The organism is Deinococcus roseus (assembly GCF_014646895.1).
Classification (GTDB): Bacteria; Deinococcota; Deinococci; order Deinococcales; family Deinococcaceae; genus Deinococcus_C; species Deinococcus_C roseus.
On sequence record NZ_BMOD01000044.1, the window covers coordinates 1 to 20,150 of the forward strand.

At 55.1% G+C, this 20,150-nt stretch carries 15 protein-coding genes; 8 read left to right on the forward strand and 7 right to left on the reverse strand.

The annotated features are described in order from the left end of the window. Positions 1-209: 209 nt before the first annotated feature. Entirely contained in the window at positions 210-659 is a 450-nt protein-coding gene (locus IEY52_RS25310) for a hypothetical protein (protein WP_189009071.1), read from the forward strand. A 269-nt stretch (positions 660-928) separates the two neighbouring features. Continuing rightward, entirely contained in the window at positions 929-2,332 is a 1,404-nt protein-coding gene (locus IEY52_RS25315) for a replication initiator protein A (protein ID WP_189009073.1), read from the forward strand. Positions 2,333-2,347: 15 nt separating this feature from the next. Here IEY52_RS25315 and IEY52_RS25320 read toward each other — a convergent pair whose 3' ends face one another. The 3 genes from IEY52_RS25320 to IEY52_RS25330 all read right to left on the reverse strand — a co-directional run bounded on the left by IEY52_RS25320 (position 2,348) and on the right by IEY52_RS25330 (position 8,433). Continuing rightward, complete coding sequence (locus IEY52_RS25320; RefSeq protein ID WP_189009076.1) at positions 2,348-4,021, reverse strand: S41 family peptidase; 1,674 nt, start codon at positions 4,019-4,021, stop codon at positions 2,348-2,350. 144 nt (positions 4,022-4,165) lie between these two features. Then, complete coding sequence (locus tag IEY52_RS25325) at positions 4,166-7,312, reverse strand: alpha-mannosidase (protein WP_189009079.1); 3,147 nt, start codon at positions 7,310-7,312, stop codon at positions 4,166-4,168. A 179-nt stretch (positions 7,313-7,491) separates the two neighbouring features. Continuing rightward, positions 7,492-8,433 carry a sugar kinase gene (locus IEY52_RS25330; protein ID WP_189009082.1) on the reverse strand — a complete coding sequence of 314 codons (942 nt, stop codon included), beginning with the start codon at positions 8,431-8,433 and terminating at the stop codon, positions 7,492-7,494. Positions 8,434-8,648: 215 nt separating this feature from the next. On the opposite strand from IEY52_RS25330, the gene IEY52_RS25335 reads away from it, so the two are divergent. Together IEY52_RS25335 and IEY52_RS25340 are read left to right on the forward strand one after the other, a co-directional pair. After that, entirely contained in the window at positions 8,649-9,488 is an 840-nt protein-coding gene (locus tag IEY52_RS25335; protein ID WP_189009085.1) for a MerR family transcriptional regulator, read from the forward strand. A 238-nt stretch (positions 9,489-9,726) separates the two neighbouring features. After that, the gene (locus tag IEY52_RS25340) at positions 9,727-10,788 is read left to right on the forward strand and encodes a GGDEF domain-containing protein (protein WP_189009088.1); all 1,062 of its coding nucleotides are present in this window, start codon (positions 9,727-9,729) and stop codon (positions 10,786-10,788) included. Here the strand turns inward: IEY52_RS25340 and IEY52_RS25345 are convergent. From IEY52_RS25345 to IEY52_RS25355, 3 genes are all read right to left on the reverse strand, one after another. Continuing rightward, entirely contained in the window at positions 10,785-13,376 is a 2,592-nt protein-coding gene (locus IEY52_RS25345) for a family 10 glycosylhydrolase (protein WP_189009091.1), read from the reverse strand. The genes IEY52_RS25340 and IEY52_RS25345 overlap by 4 nt on opposite strands. A gap of 48 nt (positions 13,377-13,424) precedes the next feature. Next, the gene (locus IEY52_RS25350) at positions 13,425-13,673 is read right to left on the reverse strand and encodes a hypothetical protein (RefSeq protein WP_189009095.1); all 249 of its coding nucleotides are present in this window, start codon (positions 13,671-13,673) and stop codon (positions 13,425-13,427) included. Between the two features lie 482 nt (positions 13,674-14,155). Beyond that, a complete protein-coding gene (locus tag IEY52_RS25355) occupies positions 14,156-14,419 on the reverse strand; it encodes a hypothetical protein (protein ID WP_189009098.1) in 264 nt (87 codons plus the stop codon). Between the two features lie 434 nt (positions 14,420-14,853). Between IEY52_RS25355 and IEY52_RS25360 the strand changes: the two genes are divergently transcribed. Next, positions 14,854-15,012: a hypothetical protein gene (locus IEY52_RS25360; RefSeq protein ID WP_189009100.1), complete on the forward strand. Its 159-nt coding sequence runs from the start codon at positions 14,854-14,856 to the stop codon at positions 15,010-15,012. Then, the gene (locus IEY52_RS25365) at positions 15,006-17,264 is read left to right on the forward strand and encodes an FG-GAP repeat domain-containing protein (RefSeq protein ID WP_189009102.1); all 2,259 of its coding nucleotides are present in this window, start codon (positions 15,006-15,008) and stop codon (positions 17,262-17,264) included. Before IEY52_RS25360 ends, IEY52_RS25365 begins: the two co-directional genes overlap by 7 nt. A 79-nt stretch (positions 17,265-17,343) precedes the next feature. Here the strand turns inward: IEY52_RS25365 and IEY52_RS25370 are convergent, their stop codons facing one another. Further along, positions 17,344-18,261 (reverse strand): GGDEF domain-containing protein, encoded by a 918-nt coding sequence (locus tag IEY52_RS25370; RefSeq protein ID WP_189009104.1) that lies wholly within the window; start codon positions 18,259-18,261, stop codon positions 17,344-17,346. Positions 18,262-18,704: 443 nt separating this feature from the next. On the opposite strand from IEY52_RS25370, the gene IEY52_RS25375 reads away from it, so the two are divergent. Both IEY52_RS25375 and IEY52_RS25380 read left to right on the forward strand, forming a co-directional pair. After that, on the forward strand, positions 18,705-19,319 hold the full coding sequence (locus tag IEY52_RS25375) for a ParA family protein (RefSeq protein ID WP_189009106.1): 615 nt from the start codon (positions 18,705-18,707) through the stop codon (positions 19,317-19,319). Next, positions 19,319-19,687, forward strand: coding sequence for a hypothetical protein (locus tag IEY52_RS25380; RefSeq protein WP_189009108.1), 369 nt, complete (start codon positions 19,319-19,321; stop codon positions 19,685-19,687). The genes IEY52_RS25375 and IEY52_RS25380 overlap by 1 nt, the downstream gene beginning before the upstream one ends. Positions 19,688-20,150 lie beyond the last annotated feature (463 nt).

Consider the following 20,150-nt stretch of genomic DNA (forward strand, 5'->3'; position numbering starts at 1 on the left):
TTGCAAAAGTGCGTGTGGGACGCTTCTTCAGAAGATGCTTTTGAGGTGAACAGCGACACCTTTGTGTGGTTTGGCCTTTCAGGGTAGGGATACCTTTGTGTGGTTTGGCCTTTCAGAATAGGGATACCTTTGTGTGGTTTGGCTGCGGCTTCCATAGCGACACCTTTGTGTGGTTTTGACCTCAAAATCAAATTTTTTCATCCTAAACAATGAAAATCAGAATCAAAATTTTTTATGGTGCAAGAATGCCTTTGCGTGATTTTAGGGATACCTTTGTGTGGTTTGGCTGCGGCTTCTATAGCGACACCTTTGTGTGGTTTGGAAACCAAAATCAAGTTTTTTCCTTTGCTGCATTAACACCAGCTCACCTGAGAGTCTTTTCGTGTGGTTTGGCTCAGGATGGCCTTGATCCAGGGAAAACTCAAAAAATAGGGATACCTTTGTGTGGTTTGCAGTCCATGGCTCTTTCTGGACGATTTTTGAAAAATCAGAATTTCCTCTCTGAAAAAGCAAATATGGCACTAGGGATACCTTTGTGTGGTTTGATCTCCAAAATAGGGATACCTTTGTGTGGTTTTGGAGGTAAAACGCCATATTTGCTTTGTGGGAGAAGAAATATGGCACTAGGGATACCTTTGTGTGGTTGGCCTCCAAAATAGGGATACCTTTGTGTGGTTGTAGGGATACCTTTGTGTGGTTTATTTTGTCCTAGGGATACCTTTGTGTGGTTGGTCAAACCTCCTAGGGATACCTTTGTGTGGTTCGACCCAAAAACTAGGGATAATTTTGTGTGGTTTGACCCCCAGAATAGGGATACCTTTGTGTGGTTCAGACCTTGTTTTGCGTCCAGAACGGAATGATTTTCGTTACACTGTTGTTGTTTTCTTTTATTATTTAATATATATAAACAACAACAGAAAGCAGAGACATGTCCAAAAACCCCAACAAATCCCAGATGGACCGGCGAGACGAACGCAACACTGCCCGTCTTGGCATCATCAGCATGCAGAGTCGGGTGGACACCAGCGTGACAAAATGGGATGCCGAATGGCAGATCGACGGGCGCCCTTACCGCATCCAGTGTTTTGCCCCCAAAGGCAGACCCCACGGTGTAGACACCGATGTGGTCCTGGCCATCCAGACCCTCTATGTGCGGGCGGGTTGCCCGGTGCATGGCTGGGTGCACACCACGGCTTACGAACTGCGAGAAATGTCTGGAATGGCCCAGAACGGCCTCAATTACCACCGTTTGAAAGACAGCTTGCTGCGTCTTGCCACCACCAGCTTCCTGGTGAGCGAAGGCTGGCATGACCACATTGGTCGGCGCAAGTGGGACACCGACACCATGCGTTACATTGACCGCATCAAATACCGGGAATTTGATGTTCAATCTGACCTCCCTGGACTGGATGAGACGGCAAGCCTCAGCATCAAACTGGGAGACCAGCTGGCAGAAAGCATCCGGGCTGGATACACCCAGGCACTGGACAGTCAACTGCTGTTGCAGCTTGAGCAGCCCCCTGCCCGTGCCCTGTGCAGGTTGCTGGAAAGTTACCGCATGCAGCCAGATGGAAGCCGCCTGATGCAGCTCTCGGTGCAACTTGAAGACTGGCGGCAAGCCTGCGGGATCGTCAGTGACCGTTCCGAGATTGTGCGTCGTGCCCTGATTCCTGCCCATGAGGAACTCATTGCTGCCAGATACCTGCGGGAAGTGGTGATCGAAGGAAGGGGCATGAAGCAAATCCTGACGTACCACTTTCAGTCTTCAGATGCTCCAGATCCAGCCCTGGTGGCCACCCTCAGGGATGTCGGCTTTTCTGTGGGCGCCGCACAGGAAGTCAGCAAACTTTATGGAGACAGGGTGGAACAGGCTGTCCAGTATGCACTGGAACGCCGGGCCACAGGGTACCAGATCAAGAACATGCCAGGTTTCATCGTGGATTATCTGAAAAGCGAGGACAAGTACAGCCCGGCCCCTGTGGTGGAAGTGCAACCCATGCAACCAGAAACAACCACAGAGCGGGTGCGTCAGGCCACCCAGCTGGCAGAAGAAAAGGCCATGAGGGAAGCTGAAGCTGCACAACAGTTCCTGAAGGCACTCACCCCCCAGGAACAATACCAGGAAGCCAAAGCAGCCCTGACCATGCTGCTCAAAAAGCACCTCAGCAAGCATGAAATGAAACGCCTGGAAGAGGCTTGCCTCTCAGGTCAAATTCTGGCCGGAGAACTGAAGGAGCAGGTGTTGCTTGCCACCAGTCGCCTGTCTCTGGCTGAGTTCATGGATTCCCTCAAGAAACAACTGCAATCTTTTGGCCTGCCTGTTGCCGAATGACCGGAATGCTGATCCTCACCACCCCTCCTGCAGCAATTTCACTGCGGCTTCCAGCTCCACATCTTTTCCCTGAACGTATTTCTGCTGGAAAGCCTTCAGGTCCAGAGGGATGTTCAGGTCTGGTGCGATCCCACCCTCCCCTGTTCCTTTTTCCACCTGAATGTTCCCCTGGGCATCCAGAGAACGACCATCCGGGAATTGCACTTGCAGACCGCCTGGCATGTTGAAACGCAGAGGACGGGTCAGCACCCCAAAAGCACCTGCTGTGCTGGAGAAACCCACAACCTTCACCTGGGGCTGGTTTTTGAGCATCAGGGGGATGCCTTCTGCTGAACTGGCCGTGCGGGCATTGATCAGCACCACCATAGGCCTGGTGAAGGCAGGTTGGGCTGCCTCTGCCTTCAAAACCTCTGAAGAATTCACCAGAAAGCTGCTGGTCCATAAATTGAAATAGCTGACCTGTTCGTAGAAGGTGCTGCTTTTCAGGAAATGCCCGGAAATTCTGGCGGCCAGTTCATCTTCTCCACCGGGATTGTCCCGCAAATCCAGCACCAGTCCAGAAATCTTTTGCTGGTTCCAGCTTGCAAGCACATCTGAAACTTCCTGTTCAGGGTCAGGGCTGGCATCGCTGGACAGTAGGAATTTGATTTTCAGGTATGCGTATTTTCCCTGCAGAACTTGATGCTCGATGGGAGATTGCTGCAGATCCTGCTGGGTCAGGCTGGGCTGGGTTTTTTTCAGGGAGGCAAAACCATCCTGCACGAAGGTCAGGGAAACTGTTTTCAGGGATTGACTGGGATTGCGAAAGGCAAGCTGCACTTTTTCTCCCACCTTGCCCCTCAGGAGCATGCGGCCCTGGCTTTCCCTCTGCTGGAAAGCGCTGGAAGCACTGCCCAGCAAAAATTTCACCTGCTGATAAGCCTGGAGAGCAGGTTTGCCATTGACTCGAACCAGTTCGGCACCTGGCTGGATGCCTGCTTTTGCAGCAGGACTTCCCGGCAGCACCAGCGAAATGCGCACTTCCTTGCTGTCCAGTTGCAGGGCGCTCAGGCCCACCCCACCCCCATACAGCCTTGCAAAAACCGGGTTGCCGTCCAGCAGGTTCTCATGCTGAATGCGCACATGTCCGTCCTGAAATGCCTGCAGGTATTCCCGCAAAGTCAGGTAAAACCCTGTCTGGTCCTGGTTTTTCTGGGCCTGCTCAAATCGGGGCAGAAAGCTTGCTTTCAAATGCTCCCACTGGATTTGTTTCCAGTCTCCAAACGGGTATTTCTGTTCAAGTTGCTGGTGCAATTGCAAAAAGGCTTCTGGATAAGACAGGCTGGAAAAATTCTGCACGGGTGGATGCCTGAGCACTCCGGCCTGGGACACCAGCAGCAATTGCAGAGCGATGCCCAGCACGCCCAGAGTTCCCTTCAGGATCCTCAGGATTCTGTTTCTGGGTTGCAGCTTCCAGCGCGTTTCAACCAGACCGCTGATCAGAAGCAGCACTGCCACCCCATAAAACACACCACTTAAAAAAGACAGGTCACTCAGCAGGGCGCTGATCAGCGCAATCAGCATCCCCAGCGCAGCCACGCTCAGCAGAATTTTCTTCTGAAACAGCATCCCCAGCAGCAAAAACACATTCAAGGTCAGCAATGCCATTTGCCATCCGGTCAGCCACAAAAAACCCATCCAGTCCGTCATGCCTCCAGAATGGATGGGGAATGCAAAGGTTCAGGTCAGGTTTTGCAAAGGTTCTGCAAAGGTCTGGAGCGGTCTGGAGCGGTCTGGAGCGGTCTGGAAAAGAAGAGGGCAACCCAGAAGGCAACGGATCTGCCCTCTGGAAGCTCACTGTGGGATCAACCTGAAACTTTGCACCTGATAAGGGGTGATCTCTGTTGCACCTTGCAGCTCCTCTTCCAGCAGATTCACCGGTCCAGAGACCTGCAGGCCTTCTGCCTTCACCTGCACTCTGGACCGGCCTCCATGGGCCTCGTAGAGCCTCAGAATGAATCCCTTTCCATCCTCGGCCTGCTTGAAGGCCGAGAACCGCGCCCCTTCACCTTGCACCTGCAGGAAGGACTGCTGGGAGGGCCAGTTTCCTGTGGGCGAACTCCAGATGCCCAGTGCAGGACTGTTGAGGTTGTGGGCTTGCTGCACGTTACCATTGCGCCAGTCTCCAGCGTGAGGATAAAGGGCATAGGTGAAATGGTGTTCCCCTTCATCTGCCAGAGGGTCAGGGTAGAGGGGAGCGCGGTGCAGGGTCAGGCCCAGCGTGTTGCCCAGCGCACTGTGACCGTATTTGCCGTTGTTCAGCAGGCCCACCCCGAAAGTGGCCTCGCTGAGGTCGGCCCAGCGGTGGGCGGGCACCTCGAACTGGGCCTGCTGCCAGGAGGTGTTGCGGTGGGTGGCCCGGGGAAGGGCACCGTAGGCGGTTTCAAACCAGGCTTCATGGCTGCGCACATTGAGGGGAAAATAAGCCCTGAGCAGGGTTCTGCGGCCTTCACACATCAGGGTGGTCTGGATGTCGAGCCGCCTGGAGGTGGCCGAAAGCCCATACCTCTGGACCAGTTTTGTGCCGTTGTGCTCACGCCCCACCTCGATGGCGGCTTGCAAAGGGCCGTGCTGCACCAGCACTGGAGGGGCACTGGCTGTGATCTCCTGACCGTCCAGTGCGTAAAAGGGATCCACATCCCAGGCTTCCCAGTGGCGGGGCAGATCCGGGTAGGCCCAGATCTGGTTTCCCCGGCCTGAGAGCACCTGCCGCCCGGTGGCTTTGTCTGTCAGGCTGTGAAGGGTTCCATCTGCTCCGATTTCTGCTTTCAGGTGGGCGTTTTCCAGGATGTTTGAGGTGGCCTGCACCTGCGGTTCTGCCTGTGCACTTTCCTGCAAAAACACCCCGAGGGCCAGATGCCCGAACGCTGGAATCTGCAGGTCAGCAGCTGCCAGAATCAGGGTCTCACCTTCCCTCTGGAACGGCACATTCTGACCTTCTGCAGTGCGAAGCTGGAAACCTCCATCCAGAGGACAGGACACCGTGGCTTGCAAAGGAGCAACATCTAGGGTGAGGTTCCACAACACCAGGGTCTGGTCTGCCCCCTCCACCTGAATCTGGTTGCTGAGCTGCTGCAGGGCCTCCTCACGAAGCTTGAGGGTTTGCCCTTTGACGCTTGCAAGGTTTTTCAGGGTGTCCTGATACACCTCATGCACGCTGGAACCGGGCAGCACGTCATGGAAGTGGTGCAGCAGGAAGGTGGTCCACAGGTCATGCAGTTTTTCTGCAGGGTAATCTGTTTTCAGGAGCAAAGTGCAGAGGGCACAGGCCGCTTCTGCTTCCGGGAGCAGGTGCTCAAGTTCCCGGTGCAGTTTCTTGGTGTGGGCCTGGGTGGTGTAGGTGCCCCGGTGCAGTTCCAGGTACTGTTCTCCCACCCAGACCGGCAAACTGGAGCTTTCCCGCTCTGCCCGCTCATAAAGGTCTTCTACCCTGCCCATTTCCAGCTCTGGCAGGCCCGGGAAGGATTGCAGGCGCTGGTGGCGCTCCAGCATTTCTTCGGTGGGGCCTCCTCCGCCATCTCCGTACCCGAAAGACAGCAGGGTGGTGTCAAAGAAGCGCTTGCCCCTGAAGTTTTTCCAGGTTTCTGCAACGTCGAAGGCTTCGATGCTGCCGTTGTACCCCTGGTTGGGATTGCAGAAGGTGTGGGACAGCACCCGTGTGCCGTCCAGACCTTCCCAGTGGTACAGGTTGTAAGGGAAAACGTTGGTTTCGTTCCAGTTGAGTTTGCTGGTGAAAAAATACGGGATGCCTGCCAGTTTCAGCAACTGGGGCAGGTTGGCGGCATACCCGAAAGTGTCGGGCATCCAGCACACGCTGACCTTCTTCCCAAAGCGACTCTGAAAATACTGCTGGCCGTACAGCAGCTGTCTGGCCCAGGATTCCCCGGAGAGCAGGTTGCCGTCTGGCTCCACCCACATGCCTCCGATCACTTCCCAGCGGCCTTCCTGAACGCGCTCCTTGATTTTCTCAAACATCTCGGGGTTGTCCTGCTCGATCCAGCGGTAAGCCTGTGCCGAAGACTGGTTGAAAGTGAAATCCTCAAAGCGCTCCATCAGGTTCAGCACCGTGCCAAAGGTGCGTTCGATTTTGCGGCGGGTTTCGTGGAAAGGCCACAACCAGGCCAGGTCGATGTGGGCATGACCGGAAAGCAGCACTTTCCCCTCGCTGGGGTAGCGGTTTCTCAGGCGGATCAGGTGTTCTTTGAGGTGAACCTGACGTTCCTGCAACACCGCACGGGTGTGCTCGGAGAGGGGCAAATCGGTTTTCTCGAAGTGCCACTCGTCCCACAGGCCTGCAACAAAACCGCTGGCTCTGGGGTGTTTCATCAGTTGCCCCAGGTAGCTGCGGCTGGGGGTTCTGGGCAAATCCAGACCTCTCAGGGCCTCTGCAATCAGGTCGGTGAGCATCTGGGCCTGCTCAGCTTTTGCGGCTTTTAAAAAGTATTTTGCAGCATCAAAGCAGGCCAGCAGGTCTTCACAGAAGCTGCGCACCTGTTCGTCCGGGATGAGCAGGCGGATTTCTTCGATGGTGTTGTGATAAATCGGGCTGCCAAACAGCCCTTTTGGGCTGGCGGTGATGTGGATGTCCAGGGTTTCTGCAGCTCTGGCTGCTTGCAGCACAGGATACTCCTTGTGATGAGGATTGAGTCCGCCGACCACCTGCCCGTTGACTTTCAGCAGGGCCTCGCCGCCCACGTAAGTTCTCAAATGCACTTTCTGACCTTCCCAGCTTTTCGGGAGTTGTGCAGCAAAACGCATCTGCACCGGGAAATTGCGGGAGGGCCACTCTGTTGAAGGGTCCCAGTCCTGCCAGTCTGCAGCGTCCCAGTGTCTGAACTGGGCCTGCTTTAAGGGAAGGCTGGCCTGGTCCCGCCAGGTGAGGAGTTCGTTCAGTTTCTGTTCCAGGCTGCCCAGTTGCTGTTCGGTGTGTTTGCTGTTCATGCTTCCTCTCCAGTCAATAACTCAATCATTTTGAGTTATTTTGCTCCTTCTCCTCTGGGCTGTAAAGCCTCCGCCTTTCAGCCCACCTGAACAACCTGCTCCGATGGGGTGATCTCGGCAGGTTGCAGGTGCCTGATTGCAGTGGCCCAGTATGCCAATCAACACAATCCAGGCCTGCTCTAAATCTTTCTGGGTGCGATGTTTGACATGAAATCCTTTGGAGGAATCGCTCCCCTGTAAGCCAGTTTGCGTGCCGCCACCTGGTGCGCAAACCAGATGGCCTCTGGCAGGGACACTCCCAGCAACACCTGCTGCAGAAAAGCCCCATTCCAGCAGTCTCCGGCTCCAGTGGTGTCCAGCACCTGCTGTGCCTGGTCTGCAGCCACATGTCCGGGGTGGCCCTGCTGTGCAAAATAAGCCCCATCTTCTCCACTTTTCAGCACCACACAGGGGTGCAATTTTGAGAGCACCAGCAGGGCTTCCTGAATGGGAAGGTGGTCCAGTTCCAGCATCACCAGATCGGCAGGTGCACTGGGCAGCAGCACATCCACAAAAGGCAAAACCTCAAAAAATGCCTCTTTTCCCCGCTGCTGGCCTCCCCGAATTGCCCACAATCTGGGCCTGAAATTGGGATCATAAACCACCTGCACCCCTGCTGCTTTTGCCTGTTTCACAGCTTCCAGCACCGTTTGCTGGGCACTTTCGCTGATGGCCTGGGTGATGCCAGACACCAGCAGCATGCGGGCAGAAGCCAGATGTTCAGCATCCAGGTGCTCACACCTCAGCTGTGAAGCTGCACTGCCAGCACGCCGGTAGGTGAATTCCCGCTCTCCTCCGGGCAAGAGGCTGATGAAGTACATGCCGTTTTCACCGTCCACCAGAGGGACATGCTGGGTGTCCACGCCTTCCTTTTGCCAGGCCTGCAAGAGGCCTGTCCCAAAAGGATCGTTCCCCACCCGACTGATGAAACTGGTTTTTAAACCCAGACGGCTTCCCATCACCAGGGTGTTCAGCACATCTCCTCCGTAACTTCTGTGCAGGGTGGAGGTTTCACCCAGGGGCCGGTCTGCATGGAACTCCACCATGCATTCCCCAATGCCAATCAGGTCCAGGGTTTTCATGCCACACCTGCCTGTTGCAAAGCTGTGCAGTTCAGGGGAATCCTGTCTTTCCGCAAAAAAAGAGTTCTGGTCTGGATGTGGGGCTGGGTCATGGTTTGCCTTTCAGAAATGTATTTTGAACAGGGACTGTTCCCATTACACCATCCTGGTTGCCTGCTTTGTCCAGCTTGCCCGCCCCTTGACCTCGCCCTTGGGGACAGGCTTACAGTGCATTTGTGAGCAAAACACAGACCTCCCCACCCCTGGGGCCAGCGGCTTTTTCCCGACTGTCCGGGCTTTCCCGCAAAGCCCTGCGCATTTACGAGGAAACCGGGCTGTTGGTGCCCCTGCATGTCGATCCCCAGAACCGTTACCGGACCTACGGACAGGATCAACTGGCCCAGGCCCGCATCATTCAGGTGCTCCGGGCCATGGATGTGCCGATAGAGAGCATCAAGATCCTGCTCAGCAGTCCCGATCCGGTCACAGAACTGCGGGACCTCTGGCAGCAGCGGGAAAAACAGCACGTTCAATCCCAGGCCCTCGCAGCGTACCTGACCACCCTGCTGTCAGGAGAAGGAGCATCCATGGCTTTTGAAGTTTCCCAGAGACAGGTTCCCGGTGCTTTCGTCGCCACCATCACCGCCCAGGTCTACCAGCATGAAGCCCCTGCTTTCATTTCGGGCAGCATCCAGAAGATCAGGACCCACCTGCACAGCATCGGGGTTCAGCCCGAGGAGATCGACTGGACCATCTGCCATGAAGGGCCTTCCAGGGATGCCAGAGGGGTGATGGAGGTGTGCGTGCCCTATCAGGGGGTGGCCTCCCCCACTGCAGAGATCAGCCTGAAGTTTGAACCGGCCCACAGGGAAGCCTACATCCGCCTGCGCAAGGGGCAGGCCGGACAACCGCTCGATTTGATGCAAGCCTACCATGCAGGCCAGCAATGGTTGACCCAGCACGACTTGCAACTGGTTCTGGGCAGCCGGGAAGTGTATTTTGCAGACTGGTCGGTGGTGGCAGACCATGAGGAGGCTTTTGATCTGGCTTTCCCTTTTGAGGTGTTGCCTGTCTGAGATTCTGGATTTTTTGAAATTTCAGAGCTTTAAAAATTCAGATCTGCGAAAAGGTGAAAAGACAAAAAACCAAAAAAATGAAAATTCAAAGATCCAATCCTCCAGAAAAACACTTTCTGGAGGATGTTTTGTAACAACATTCCTGTTTTCATTCAGCCTCCCTTCAGAAAACTGAAAGGGTCACAAGTGTATGCTTTGTGTACGCATCTCACCCTGCCCCGGTGGGACAGGGGGCAAGATGGCTGGGATTTTCGACACACTTTTTCTGAACTTCTGCATGGTGGTTGCGCTGTCCTACCTGCTGAGTCTCACCTACACGGATTGGAAAATCCGGGAAGACAGCTGGAAAGTCAAACTGCTGCGGGCCACCCTGGCTGCGGGTTGCTCGATTGTGCTGATGTTTCACGGCTTCCAGTACCAGGGGTACAGCATTTCGGATTTGCGGCTGGTGCCCATCCTGCTGATCACGCTGCGTTACGGCTGGTTTTATGGCCTGCTCAGCACCCTGCCTGTGGTGGCCGTGCGCCTGATTTTTCTGGGCCACCTGCCTTCAGAGCTGTTCCTGATCGGGATGGGGTTTTTCTGGCTGACCCTGCTTCCCCTGGCCCGCAAAGTGCCCCAGGATGTCAAACCCTACCTGACCATCAGCACCCTGGCCCTGGTCGGTTACCATCTGGTGTGGTTGCTCTCCGAACAACGGGCAGCGCTCTTTACCTATTTCTTTGTGCCCAGTTTGCTGTTCAATGTGCTGGGTTTTGCTGTGGCCATGATGGTGATCCGCACCCGCATCCTGTACCTGAAAGCCACCCAGGAGCTGCGCACCCAGTCCCAGACAGATGCCCTCACAGGCACCCTCAACCGCAGGCAATTTGAGGCAGACCTGGGAGGATTTCAGTCTGGAGATGTCTTCATGGTGCTGGACCTCGACCACTTCAAGCAGGTCAACGACACCCACGGCCACCACATGGGAGACCAGGTGCTGAAGGATTTCAGCAGCATCCTGCGGTCCAGCACCCGCAACTGGGACCGGGTGTACCGTCTGGGCGGCGAGGAATTTCTGGTGGTGTTGCGAGGCACCTCTGCAATCATGGCCGCCAGAATCGCTGAACGCATCCGTTTTGCTGTGGAGCACCATGACTTTGAAGTGGGTTCCCTCACGGTCAGTGGGGGATGGTGCCCGCTTGGCCCGGACATGACCCCGGACATGGCTTTGCATCAGGCAGATCAACTGCTGTACACCGCCAAATTTGCGGGCCGCAACCAGATGCGCAGCCCGCTGGAACAATCCTCGGCTTCCTAATCCTCTGTGCGGGTCACCTGCAGGGTGCGCTCCAGGGTGACCTGTCCATCCACTTCTGCATGGATGCGGATGGTGTTGCTGCCCACCTCCAGCGGCACCACCTGCACAAATTTGCCGTTTCTGAGCAGCACAGGCTGTCCATTGATGCTCAAGCTGGCCGCTCCTGTGCCCAGCACTTCCATTTGACCTTGCAGCAGCACATGTTCTTTCTCCACAGTGCTGCCGTTTTTGGCCCCTTCCAGTTTCAGGCGGGCCACCCGCACCGGATCTCCGGGTTTCAGGGCGAGGGCCAGCCCCTGACGTTTGACCTTGCTTCCCGAAGCGTCCATGGCAGAAAGCACCAGTCCCCGCACGGGAATCAGGCTGTTGTTGTCCTGCGGGTTGTTGAAGTTCCAGTTTCTGGCCTGTTCCAGGTTTTTGCCTTCGGTGACCACACCATCCGGGCCGATGGTGACCTCCACGCCATAACGGGCGGTCTGGGTGCTGGCCCCAAAACGGGCGGTGTACAGCACCAGCTGGTTGTTGGCCCTGGGCACATCCACCGCGTCCACCATCAGGGGTTTCCCTGTGGGGGTGCTGACCCCCACCCACATCTGGGTGGTGTACTGCTGGTTTTCCAGTCCGGCCCGGATGGTGTCCAGGTTGGCGGTGCTGTATTCAAAGAGCATCATGCCGCTGCTGTAGGTGCGGTGCACCTGCAAAAGTTCCCTGAGCACCTCTGGATCTGAAGCCCCCTGCAATCCCACCCCGCCCAGCAGGGGTTTTTTGTCCTGTGAGACCACCGCTGCAATGGTGAGGTCCTGCACCACACTGAAAGGATCGTTCTGGTAGGTGCCCAGCATCACGAAATCCAGGCTGTTCAGGTACCCTGTTTGCAAATACTCGGGGGTGTAAATGCGGGCGTTGACCAGTTGCAAACGGGGATCGTACTGGAAATCTGGGCTGGCCCAGTTGATGCCAAACTCATAGAGGTTGTCGTACACCCCACCCACATACTGGCCCAGTTGCAGCTCGCGGTCCGGGGTGCGGTAGCGGTCCATGACCTTGCGGGCTTCCTGCACGAAGCTGCCAATCACCCTGGCCCGGAAGGTCCACCAGTCCAGAAACAGCGGTCCTTCCTGCTGCACAGGGTTGCCGTTCTGGTCCCAGGTCCAGCGGTACACATCGTCTGGCCAGCGGGTCAGGTGCTTGCCCAGCGGCTGCAGGTACCGTTCAAAAGCCTCTCTGCTGGTCGGTGAGAAATCGGCAAAACCCCCATCAAAGCGGGTGCGGTCCAGGATCAGGCCATCCACCGGGTAATTCTTGACGATTTCCTCGATGGTCCTCAGTTCCATGTCCCGCACATCTGGGTCCACGGGGTTCACAAACAGCACCACCCGTCCGGGGGCCTTGCTCTGCCGGACAGGAAGGATCTGGCCCCCATCTGCCCAGTGGTACACCTGCTCCTCCCAGCGGGGGTAACTGCCGATCAGGGCGCTTTCCCGCATGCTGCCCTCTCCAAAGGTGTTGATGGAGGCATAAACGTTCAGGCCCAGCAGATGGCCCTGGCGCACCATTTCACCGAGCAAATCCAGCTGGGGGTTGGACCCCTGGCGGGCAGGTCCCTGCATGGTGCTGATGTGGGGGCGGCCTGTCAGGTCGTTTTTCAGGTAGCTGACGAAACCTTCATAGCCTTTGACATCGATGGCAATGCCATTGATGCCGCTGTGTTTGGCCCGCACCAGAAACTGCCGGATGTCCTCGGTGTTGCGCAGCCCCATGCTGGTGTACTGCTCCATCCACAGCACCACTGGTTGAAAACTGGGCGCAGCAGGAACCACCTGACGGATCAACTGGCTGCGGGTCACGTTGCCACTGGCCCTCAGCAGGGTGAAACCAGGGTTGTTCAGTCCAGGCTTGAGGGACACCTCGGTGACAAAAGAACCATCGGGTTCTAAAGGCAGATTGGCACCTTCAAACTGCAAGGTCAGGGGATGCTGGGGGTCAAAAGGAATCACTTTTCCACCCAGCGTCACCTTTTCTTCGGTGGTGCTGAACACCGGTTTGCCCTGCAAATGCAAGATGGGCCGCACGGTGTTGCCTGCCACCTCCTGCACACTGGCTTCTTTCCCTTCTGCCAGCAGGCGCACCTGACCTCCCGGACGCAGCCTGGTGGCCAGAAACCGCTTGAAATTGTTTTTCTGGTAACTGGTGTCAAAAGCCAGCACCACATATCCCCCAGCGGGAATGTCCAGAGGCAATGGGGTTTTCTCCCAGAGGGGCACCTGTCCGTTCTCTGAGGGGTTCACCATCTGTCCCACAGTGCCTTCAGCATCCACCTGTGCACCCACAGCAAAACGGGGAATCACCACCCGGTTTCCAAAAGCCCCGGAGAACAAAGCCAGGTAATTGTCGGTGTTGTGGGCAAAGTCCTCCTGCACAGCTTCGTTCACAAAGCGAATTTGTTGTTTGTCTGTGGGTTCTTGCAGGGTCTCAAGTTCCAGCAGGGTCTGGGCAGGATCCATTCCGGTCTCCTGGGCGTGGGCCAGCGGTGTCCCTGCCAGCAAAGCAACCGTGAAAACGAGGGCAAAATGGGTTCTGGTGGGCACAATGAGGCCATTATAGGGACCGCCGACCGCTTCAGGGTGTGTGAAAGCTCAAGAAGATGTGTTGGGTTGGGGATACAGGTCTTCTGCAATCTGCTGGATCAGGGCATCCAGAAACTGAAAAGCCTGCTGGTCTTCTCTGAAACATTCTTTGTATCCATCACTGAACCAGTATTCAGGTGCTGCCTCTTTGCGCTGGTGTTCTTCTTCGTCTTCATGCCCGATGCCCCCGTAGAAAACCCCTGAGGTGGGTTCACGAAAATCCACCCAGATCAACACATTTTTGAATTGGATGTGCACCTGCGGATGATGAGCTGGTGCGCCCTCCAGCTGGAAGCTTGCACCACATTTTGTTTTTGCAGTTTGCAGATGCGTCCAGAGCAGGTTGAAGTTCTGGGTTTGGATGTTCATTCTGGCCTTTCAAATCTCTGGCCTTTCAGAGCTGCAAAATTTTAGAGATCTGAAAAGTTGTTTTTGCAGTTTGCAGATGCCTCCAGAGCAGGTTGAAATTCGCGATCCAATTTGGCCTTTCAAATCTCTGGATTTTCAGAGCTGCAAAATTGTAGAGCTCCGGATTTCTGGTTTCATGAAAAACCATGATTTGAGTTTCAAACCTCTGACATTCTGGCCTTTCAAATCTCTGGATTTTCAGAGCTTCAAAAATCTAAAAGTTTAACAGGAATGGATTCCCGGTCCAGAACGATGGTTTTGCCGAAAAGATGTTTTGCAGCGCTGGGTTTTTATGGATTTTCAGAGCTTCAAAAATCCACAGCTCTGGAAATCTAGAGTTCGCCTTTTTTCAGGGCTTCAAACAAGAGGCCCTGGCCTTGCTGGAAGTCTTCCAGTTGTTTCAGGGCGTCCATGGCAGATTCCAGCAGCAAGAGTTCGGCCCTGAGCATTTGCAGCGGTTCGCCGTCCTGCAACAGGTGACGGTGATACTCTTCAGGGGAAAGTTCCTGCAGTTTGTTGAGGTATCCGGTCAGCAGGGCACGCTGGAGTTTCAGGTCCTGCAAGGTGCTCTTGTGGGTGCGGGTTGGTGGTTTCATGCATCCTCCTGCGACAAGGGAAAGAAGGCTGTACAGGGAGGCAGTCAGCACTGCATCAACATCCGACCAGGACGGTCTGGATCCAGAGCCAACACAGATTGGATCTGTCCTGATCAAATTCATCAGGATAAATTTATTTTACACCGAATTCCCTGCAAGACTTGAACGGTTGGACCTGGGATTTTGACAGATCTGTGAATTGCCTTTTGTAAGGTTGAATCCATCCTCCGATCGATTTGTGAAAACCAGAATGGCCTTGCATTGGCCGCACCTCTGAAACTTCAGCTTTGCTGGTGTTTCCTGAATCCAAACTGAACAATTTATAAATATTGTATTATTTCACACCACACTTTGTCTTTCATCGGGGAATCACCTTATAATTAAACAGGAAATTCCCACCCATTTCTCAACATTCTCAGATCAGGAGACCCAACATGTTTGACCAGCCCCAGCAACAGGAGATTCAGCAGGATTCTAAACCCCTGACCTCTCCTGTGTTCCAGCCTTCTTACCAGAAACCCGAATTGAAGCCGATTGGCAGCTGGCAGGTTTTGACCGGCAGCATCTGCGAAATTGGTGATCCCGGATGTTGAAGCATGCAGCTCCCTTCACCCTGCTGACGTTGCTGCTGGCCTCCTGCGCCCAGACCCCAACCTCTGCCCCAGCCCAGGAACGCTTCAAAGTTTTCGGCATGGGAGAAATCGTGGTGGGTGAAGCTGCGGGCATCCAGGCCCAGAACCTCACCCAGAGTGCTTTGCAGCTCAAATCTCTGGGCAACACCATGGTGGACCACAACGGCTACCGCTACATTTCCACCAGATATCAGGTCAGAAACGCCACCAGTGCAGGGGTCGCCAGTGGCACTGCCAAAACCAACCTCACCCTGATTGCCGGTGAAACCGCCAGCACCCTCGGCAACACCGCCATCCGGGCCATCAAAAAAGCCGATGGTTCTGCTGCCAATCCCAGTCTGGCTTCTTTGATTGTGCCAACGGGCACCCTTGCAGCAGGCCCAGTTTTGGCATCGGGTCAACAGAGTTTCCAGGTCTTCACCTCCAGTGAAATTGCACCTCTGGCAGGTACCACTGGATTGCTGAATGCTTTTCCTTACGGCTTTGTGGTAGACAGGGTGGGCGGTGGTCGCACCCTCCCGGCCAACCCCACCGTGAACGACTATCAGGGCACGGTCACGGTATCTGTGAAAGTCCCCCTGCAGACACCCCTCTCCAACACCCCCACGGCATTCACGCTGGCGGTGCTGTTCGCAGAGGACAGTGTGACCCAGGTCAGCGAATCCCCGGAAGAACAACTGCTGGGCAACAGTGGTCTGGCTGCCAGGGTGACAGCAGCAGGAGCAAGCCGGGTGAATGTTTTCCCAGGCAGCACATATTCAGGCACCACACGCACCCTCTGCAAAATTCCCGTTTCCACCGCAGGCAGCCCCAGTTATCTGGTCAATTTCAAACCCGGCGTGGCCCAGGTCACCCCGGATGTGGATGTGCTGGCCGAGAGCAGCTCCTACATCAGTGCCACTTTTGATTGTGCAGATGTGGCTGCACCCACCCTCTCTGCATCCACCCCGCAAAATGAGTTGACCATTCAGGCCTTGCAGACTGGAAAACGCCTGACCAATTTCAACACTTTCAACAAGGGCACCTTTGCCCAGCTGGGTTCAGAATGGACCTACACTCCAGGGTCGGGGGCAGCTTTCAAACCCAATGAACTGGTGGAAGTCACCTTGCACCAGAGCGGTTTGCGGAGCAGCTTTGTGCACCGCTACCGGGTGAAATCGGCTGCAGAAGGAGCAGCGGGCTTCAATACCGCCACCCTGTACGGCACCGGCACCGATTTTGTCTTCAATGTGGCAGTGGCAGATGTGGATGGAGACGGTGATCTGGACGCTTTGCAGTCCAATGGCAGCACCAACTCCATTCGTTTTTTCAAGGGCAATGGAAATGGCACTTTCCAGACGGCTGTGGCATATGACCTGGGTGAAGTCATTCCTGGGGTGGCCCTGGCCGATGTCAACAACGACGGCAAACCCGACATCGTGGGCACCAAATACACCAGCGCAGCCATCTCGGTGATGCTGGGCAATGGTGACGGAACCTTCCAGACCCAGCAAACCAGCACTGGCGGAGGCAACGGTACTGCTCTCGCACTCGGAGACATCAACGGAGATGGGAACCTGGATGTGGTTACAGGCAACAGGGCCCTGAACAATGCCACCACCATGCTGGGCAACGGAGATGGCACCTTCCAGAGCGGCACCACCCTCACTACAGGAAACAATGTTTACGATGTGGACCTGGGAGACCTCAACGGGGATGGGAAACTGGACCTGGTGATTGCCAATGCAGACAACAACAACGTTGGGGTGTTCAAAGGCAATGGCAACGGCACCTTCCAGAGCATGGTGACTTACCCAGTGGGAAGCGTACCCACCAGTGTGGCTGTGGGAGACCTCAATGCAGATGGGAACCTGGATGTGGTGGTGACCAACAACGGTGCCCACACCATCAGTGTGCTGCTGGGCAATGGAGACGCCACCCTGCAAACCCAGCAAACCTACACGGTGACCGGAACCAACCCCTTCCCTTTTGATGTGGCCCTGGGAGATTACAACGGAGATGGCAAATTGGACGCCGTCACCTCGGACAACGGCGTCAATGATGTGAGTTTGTTCCTGGGCAATGGGGATGGCACTTTGCAGGCAGACACCCATTATTCTGCTGTATTTGCCCCTACAGGTCTTGCCGCTGGAGACTTCAACGGAGATGGCAAACTGGATTTGATCACCGGTTCTTCCTTTTCGCAGTTTGGTGCTGTGGTGATCAAAAAATAAACCCAGCACCTCAAACAGAGCCCTCCTGTTGATCTCAGGAGGGCTCTGTTTGAGGATCCATGTGCAGGTCATGCGCAGGTCATTTGCAGATCTGGTTGTGACCCTGTTCTCTGGCCTGCTGCACCAGGGTTTCTGACTGTTTCACCATCACATCCGGGGCCAGGGAAAGATTGCTGCACAGGCCGCCACTGAGGGTGACCTGCAGGTTTGCATCAAGGGTGGACCAGTCGTGCAGCGCGACTTTCTCCCGCAGGCGGTCACACAAAATCAGGGCAGACTCCAGGGGGGTGCAGGGCAAAATCAGCACAAAAGCCTCGTCGTTGTGGCGGGCCAGCAAATCGGTGTCGCGGATGCTGGATTGCAGGATGTTGGCAATGTCCTGCAGCACCTGATTTCCGATCTGCTGGGAGTGCTCATGGATGGACTGGAAGTGATCCACGGCCAGCACCGCCACCGTGAGCGGCTGACCATAGCGCACAGATCGGGCGTATTCCACATACAGCACGTCTGTGAAGTGGGTCTGGTTGTAGAGGCCGGTCAGGGCATCAAAGCGGGCCTGTCTGGCCAGACGGTTTTGCTCCAGGGTCAGGTCATCTTGCAGTTGCTGCATCTGGTGTTGCTGCTGCAGCAAGGCGTTGCGCAGATCCCGGATGTATCCCACGCCTCCGCCCACCAGCAAAGCCAGCAGCAGACCCGGAAGGTGTGAGGTGTAGGCCAATGCAGCCTGCTCGCTGCTCAGGGACCAGGCCATCACCAGCTGTCCCAGCAGGGCATGCAGCAGGCCCAGACGCATGCCTCCCCACCAGGCCAGAACTGCCACAACGGCCAGAACAACCATTTGCGGTGCAGAACCTGTCATGGATTGCAGCACGGGAAACACCAGCAGGCAAAGGATCCAGATCAGCAGTCCTGCAGAAAACACCCTCAGAAACTGGTTTTTGCCTGACAATGCAGGCTGTCCAGCGGGGTCTCTCTGGTATTCAAGGGGTGTGTTCATGGATCAACCTCCTGTCTCATGTGCTTTCAGTGCTGTTGTTTGTCTCAGGACAGGAAAGCGCATCACCAGACATTCTCTGGAAAAATCCTGCGGACAACGCATCATACTTTACAGATTAAAGTTCTGTTCTTTCAGGATTCTGAACGGCTGTTGTGTGTCTGTTTTTACAGATGGTGCAGAAGTTTTCACAGGCCTCTGGGTGTCTGCTTTTGATCCTGTCATCAGTGTACTGCTTTCCCCTTGCTGGGATTTTGAATGGAGATTTCGAAACTCTGAAATTTTGAAGCTTCAAAAACCTGAAAAACCACAAAAGGAAAATTCTTGCATTGCAGCAGCAAAAACTGCTATCCTCTTTTTGGAACTTCAAAGCTGTGCATGTCTAAAAATCCAAAATTTTAGATTTTTAGAGCTTCAAAATTCTAGCAAGCTTTGTCTGGAGGAACATGAAGGTCATCACCGTGCTTGGATTCAAAGGAGGCGTGGGCAAAACCACCACTGCAGTGCATCTGGCCCAGGCCCTCTCCCGCAAAGGCAAAACCCTGCTGGTGGATGGAGATGCCAACCGCAACACCCTGGGATGGGCCAGCTCGGGCCACCTCTCCCCCACCACCATCAGTGAAAAACAGGTGCCCCGCCACATGAACCAGGGCTTTGAATACATGGTGATTGACTCGGCGGCCCGCCCCAGCCCGGATGAAGTCAAAGACCTTGCCGAGGCCAGCACCCTGCTGATTTTGCCCACCACCCCGGAAGCCATGTCCTTGCAGGTGCTGCTGGAAACCGCCCAGACCCTGCAACAGGTGGGGGCCAGCAATTACCGGGGTCTGCTGACCATGATTCCTCCTCACCCCAGCAAAGAAGGGGAGGAAGCCCGCACTTTCCTGCAATCTGAAGGCTTTCCGCTGTTCTCGGCCAACGTGCGGCTCACCAAGGCTTTCCGGGATGCCAGTGCTTCCCAGGTTCCGGTGGTGCAGGTCAAAAGCCCCCAGGCCAAAAACGCCTGGCTGGATTACGAGCAGGTCACCCGTGAAGTGCTGGCCCTGCTGGGAGAAGCCTGATGTCCCGGTTTGCCAACCTGAAAAAAATCATTGAAACCCCGGAAGAAATTCCAGCAGCAACCCCAGCAGCAACCTCAACAGAACATCCAGCGGAGACCCCGGCTGCACCAGCAGCACCGGTGGTGTCCCTGCCAGCACCTGCTGCACGTGTTGACCCACCCCAGCCTGAAACCCTGGCAAAGCGCAAACGGGGAAGGCCCGAAGGCAAACGCAGCGATCCCAGTTACACCAGCACCACGTTCTACATTGAAAAGGAAGTGCTGCAGGGCGCCCAGGTCAAATTGATTCAGGAAGGCAAAACCCGCGATGTTTCCGAGGTGGTCAATGCCTTGCTGAAGCTCTGGACTGCCGGAAATGTGAAGATTTGAAGCTCTGAAAATCCAGTTTGAAGTTTTAGATGGTTTCCAGCTTTCCTGTGAATTTCTGGCTGGAAACCTTTTTTTTGCATTTTCGGGAATTTGAAGCTCTGAAAATCTGGAGCTTTGCATAGATTGCATTTTCAGGGCTTTGCATCTTCAGGGCTTTGCATTTTCGAAGTTTTGGAGCTCTGAGAGTCTGGAGCCTCAGGAGCAAAACCAGAAGATGCATTGTTTTCCAGCGGTTGCCCTGGGAATTTTGGCACACTTCTCGTCTTTCAGCTTTTGGATTTGCCAGATATGAAGACACCAGAAAACAAAAACGCTGTCCTGGGCTTGGAAATGTTTTTTGAAGCTCTGAAAGCCTGAAAATGTGAAACTTCAAAATTATGGACTGAAGTTACGCACCAAAAAATGGGGGTGATTTTCGCAGGTGGACATCCCGTCCAGAGGGGCGCATGATGGAAACATGTCG

Excerpts from the sequence above, each read along its gene's own strand:
- IEY52_RS25320 (WP_189009076.1), bottom strand. The coding sequence starts at position 4,021 with ATGACGGACTGGATGGGTTTTTTGTGGCTGACCGGATGGCAAATGGCA.
- IEY52_RS25340 (WP_189009088.1), top strand. The coding sequence starts at position 9,727 with ATGGCTGGGATTTTCGACACACTTTTTCTGAACTTCTGCATGGTGGTT.
- IEY52_RS25310 (WP_189009071.1), top strand. The coding sequence starts at position 210 with ATGAAAATCAGAATCAAAATTTTTTATGGTGCAAGAATGCCTTTGCGT.
- IEY52_RS25315 (WP_189009073.1), top strand. The coding sequence starts at position 929 with ATGTCCAAAAACCCCAACAAATCCCAGATGGACCGGCGAGACGAACGC.
- IEY52_RS25360 (WP_189009100.1), top strand. The coding sequence starts at position 14,854 with ATGTTTGACCAGCCCCAGCAACAGGAGATTCAGCAGGATTCTAAACCC.
- IEY52_RS25365 (WP_189009102.1), top strand. The coding sequence starts at position 15,006 with ATGTTGAAGCATGCAGCTCCCTTCACCCTGCTGACGTTGCTGCTGGCC.
- IEY52_RS25330 (WP_189009082.1), bottom strand. The coding sequence starts at position 8,433 with ATGAAAACCCTGGACCTGATTGGCATTGGGGAATGCATGGTGGAGTTC.
- IEY52_RS25375 (WP_189009106.1), top strand. The coding sequence starts at position 18,705 with ATGAAGGTCATCACCGTGCTTGGATTCAAAGGAGGCGTGGGCAAAACC.
- IEY52_RS25325 (WP_189009079.1), bottom strand. The coding sequence starts at position 7,312 with ATGAACAGCAAACACACCGAACAGCAACTGGGCAGCCTGGAACAGAAA.
- IEY52_RS25380 (WP_189009108.1), top strand. The coding sequence starts at position 19,319 with ATGTCCCGGTTTGCCAACCTGAAAAAAATCATTGAAACCCCGGAAGAA.
- IEY52_RS25370 (WP_189009104.1), bottom strand. The coding sequence starts at position 18,261 with ATGAACACACCCCTTGAATACCAGAGAGACCCCGCTGGACAGCCTGCA.
- IEY52_RS25355 (WP_189009098.1), bottom strand. The coding sequence starts at position 14,419 with ATGAAACCACCAACCCGCACCCACAAGAGCACCTTGCAGGACCTGAAA.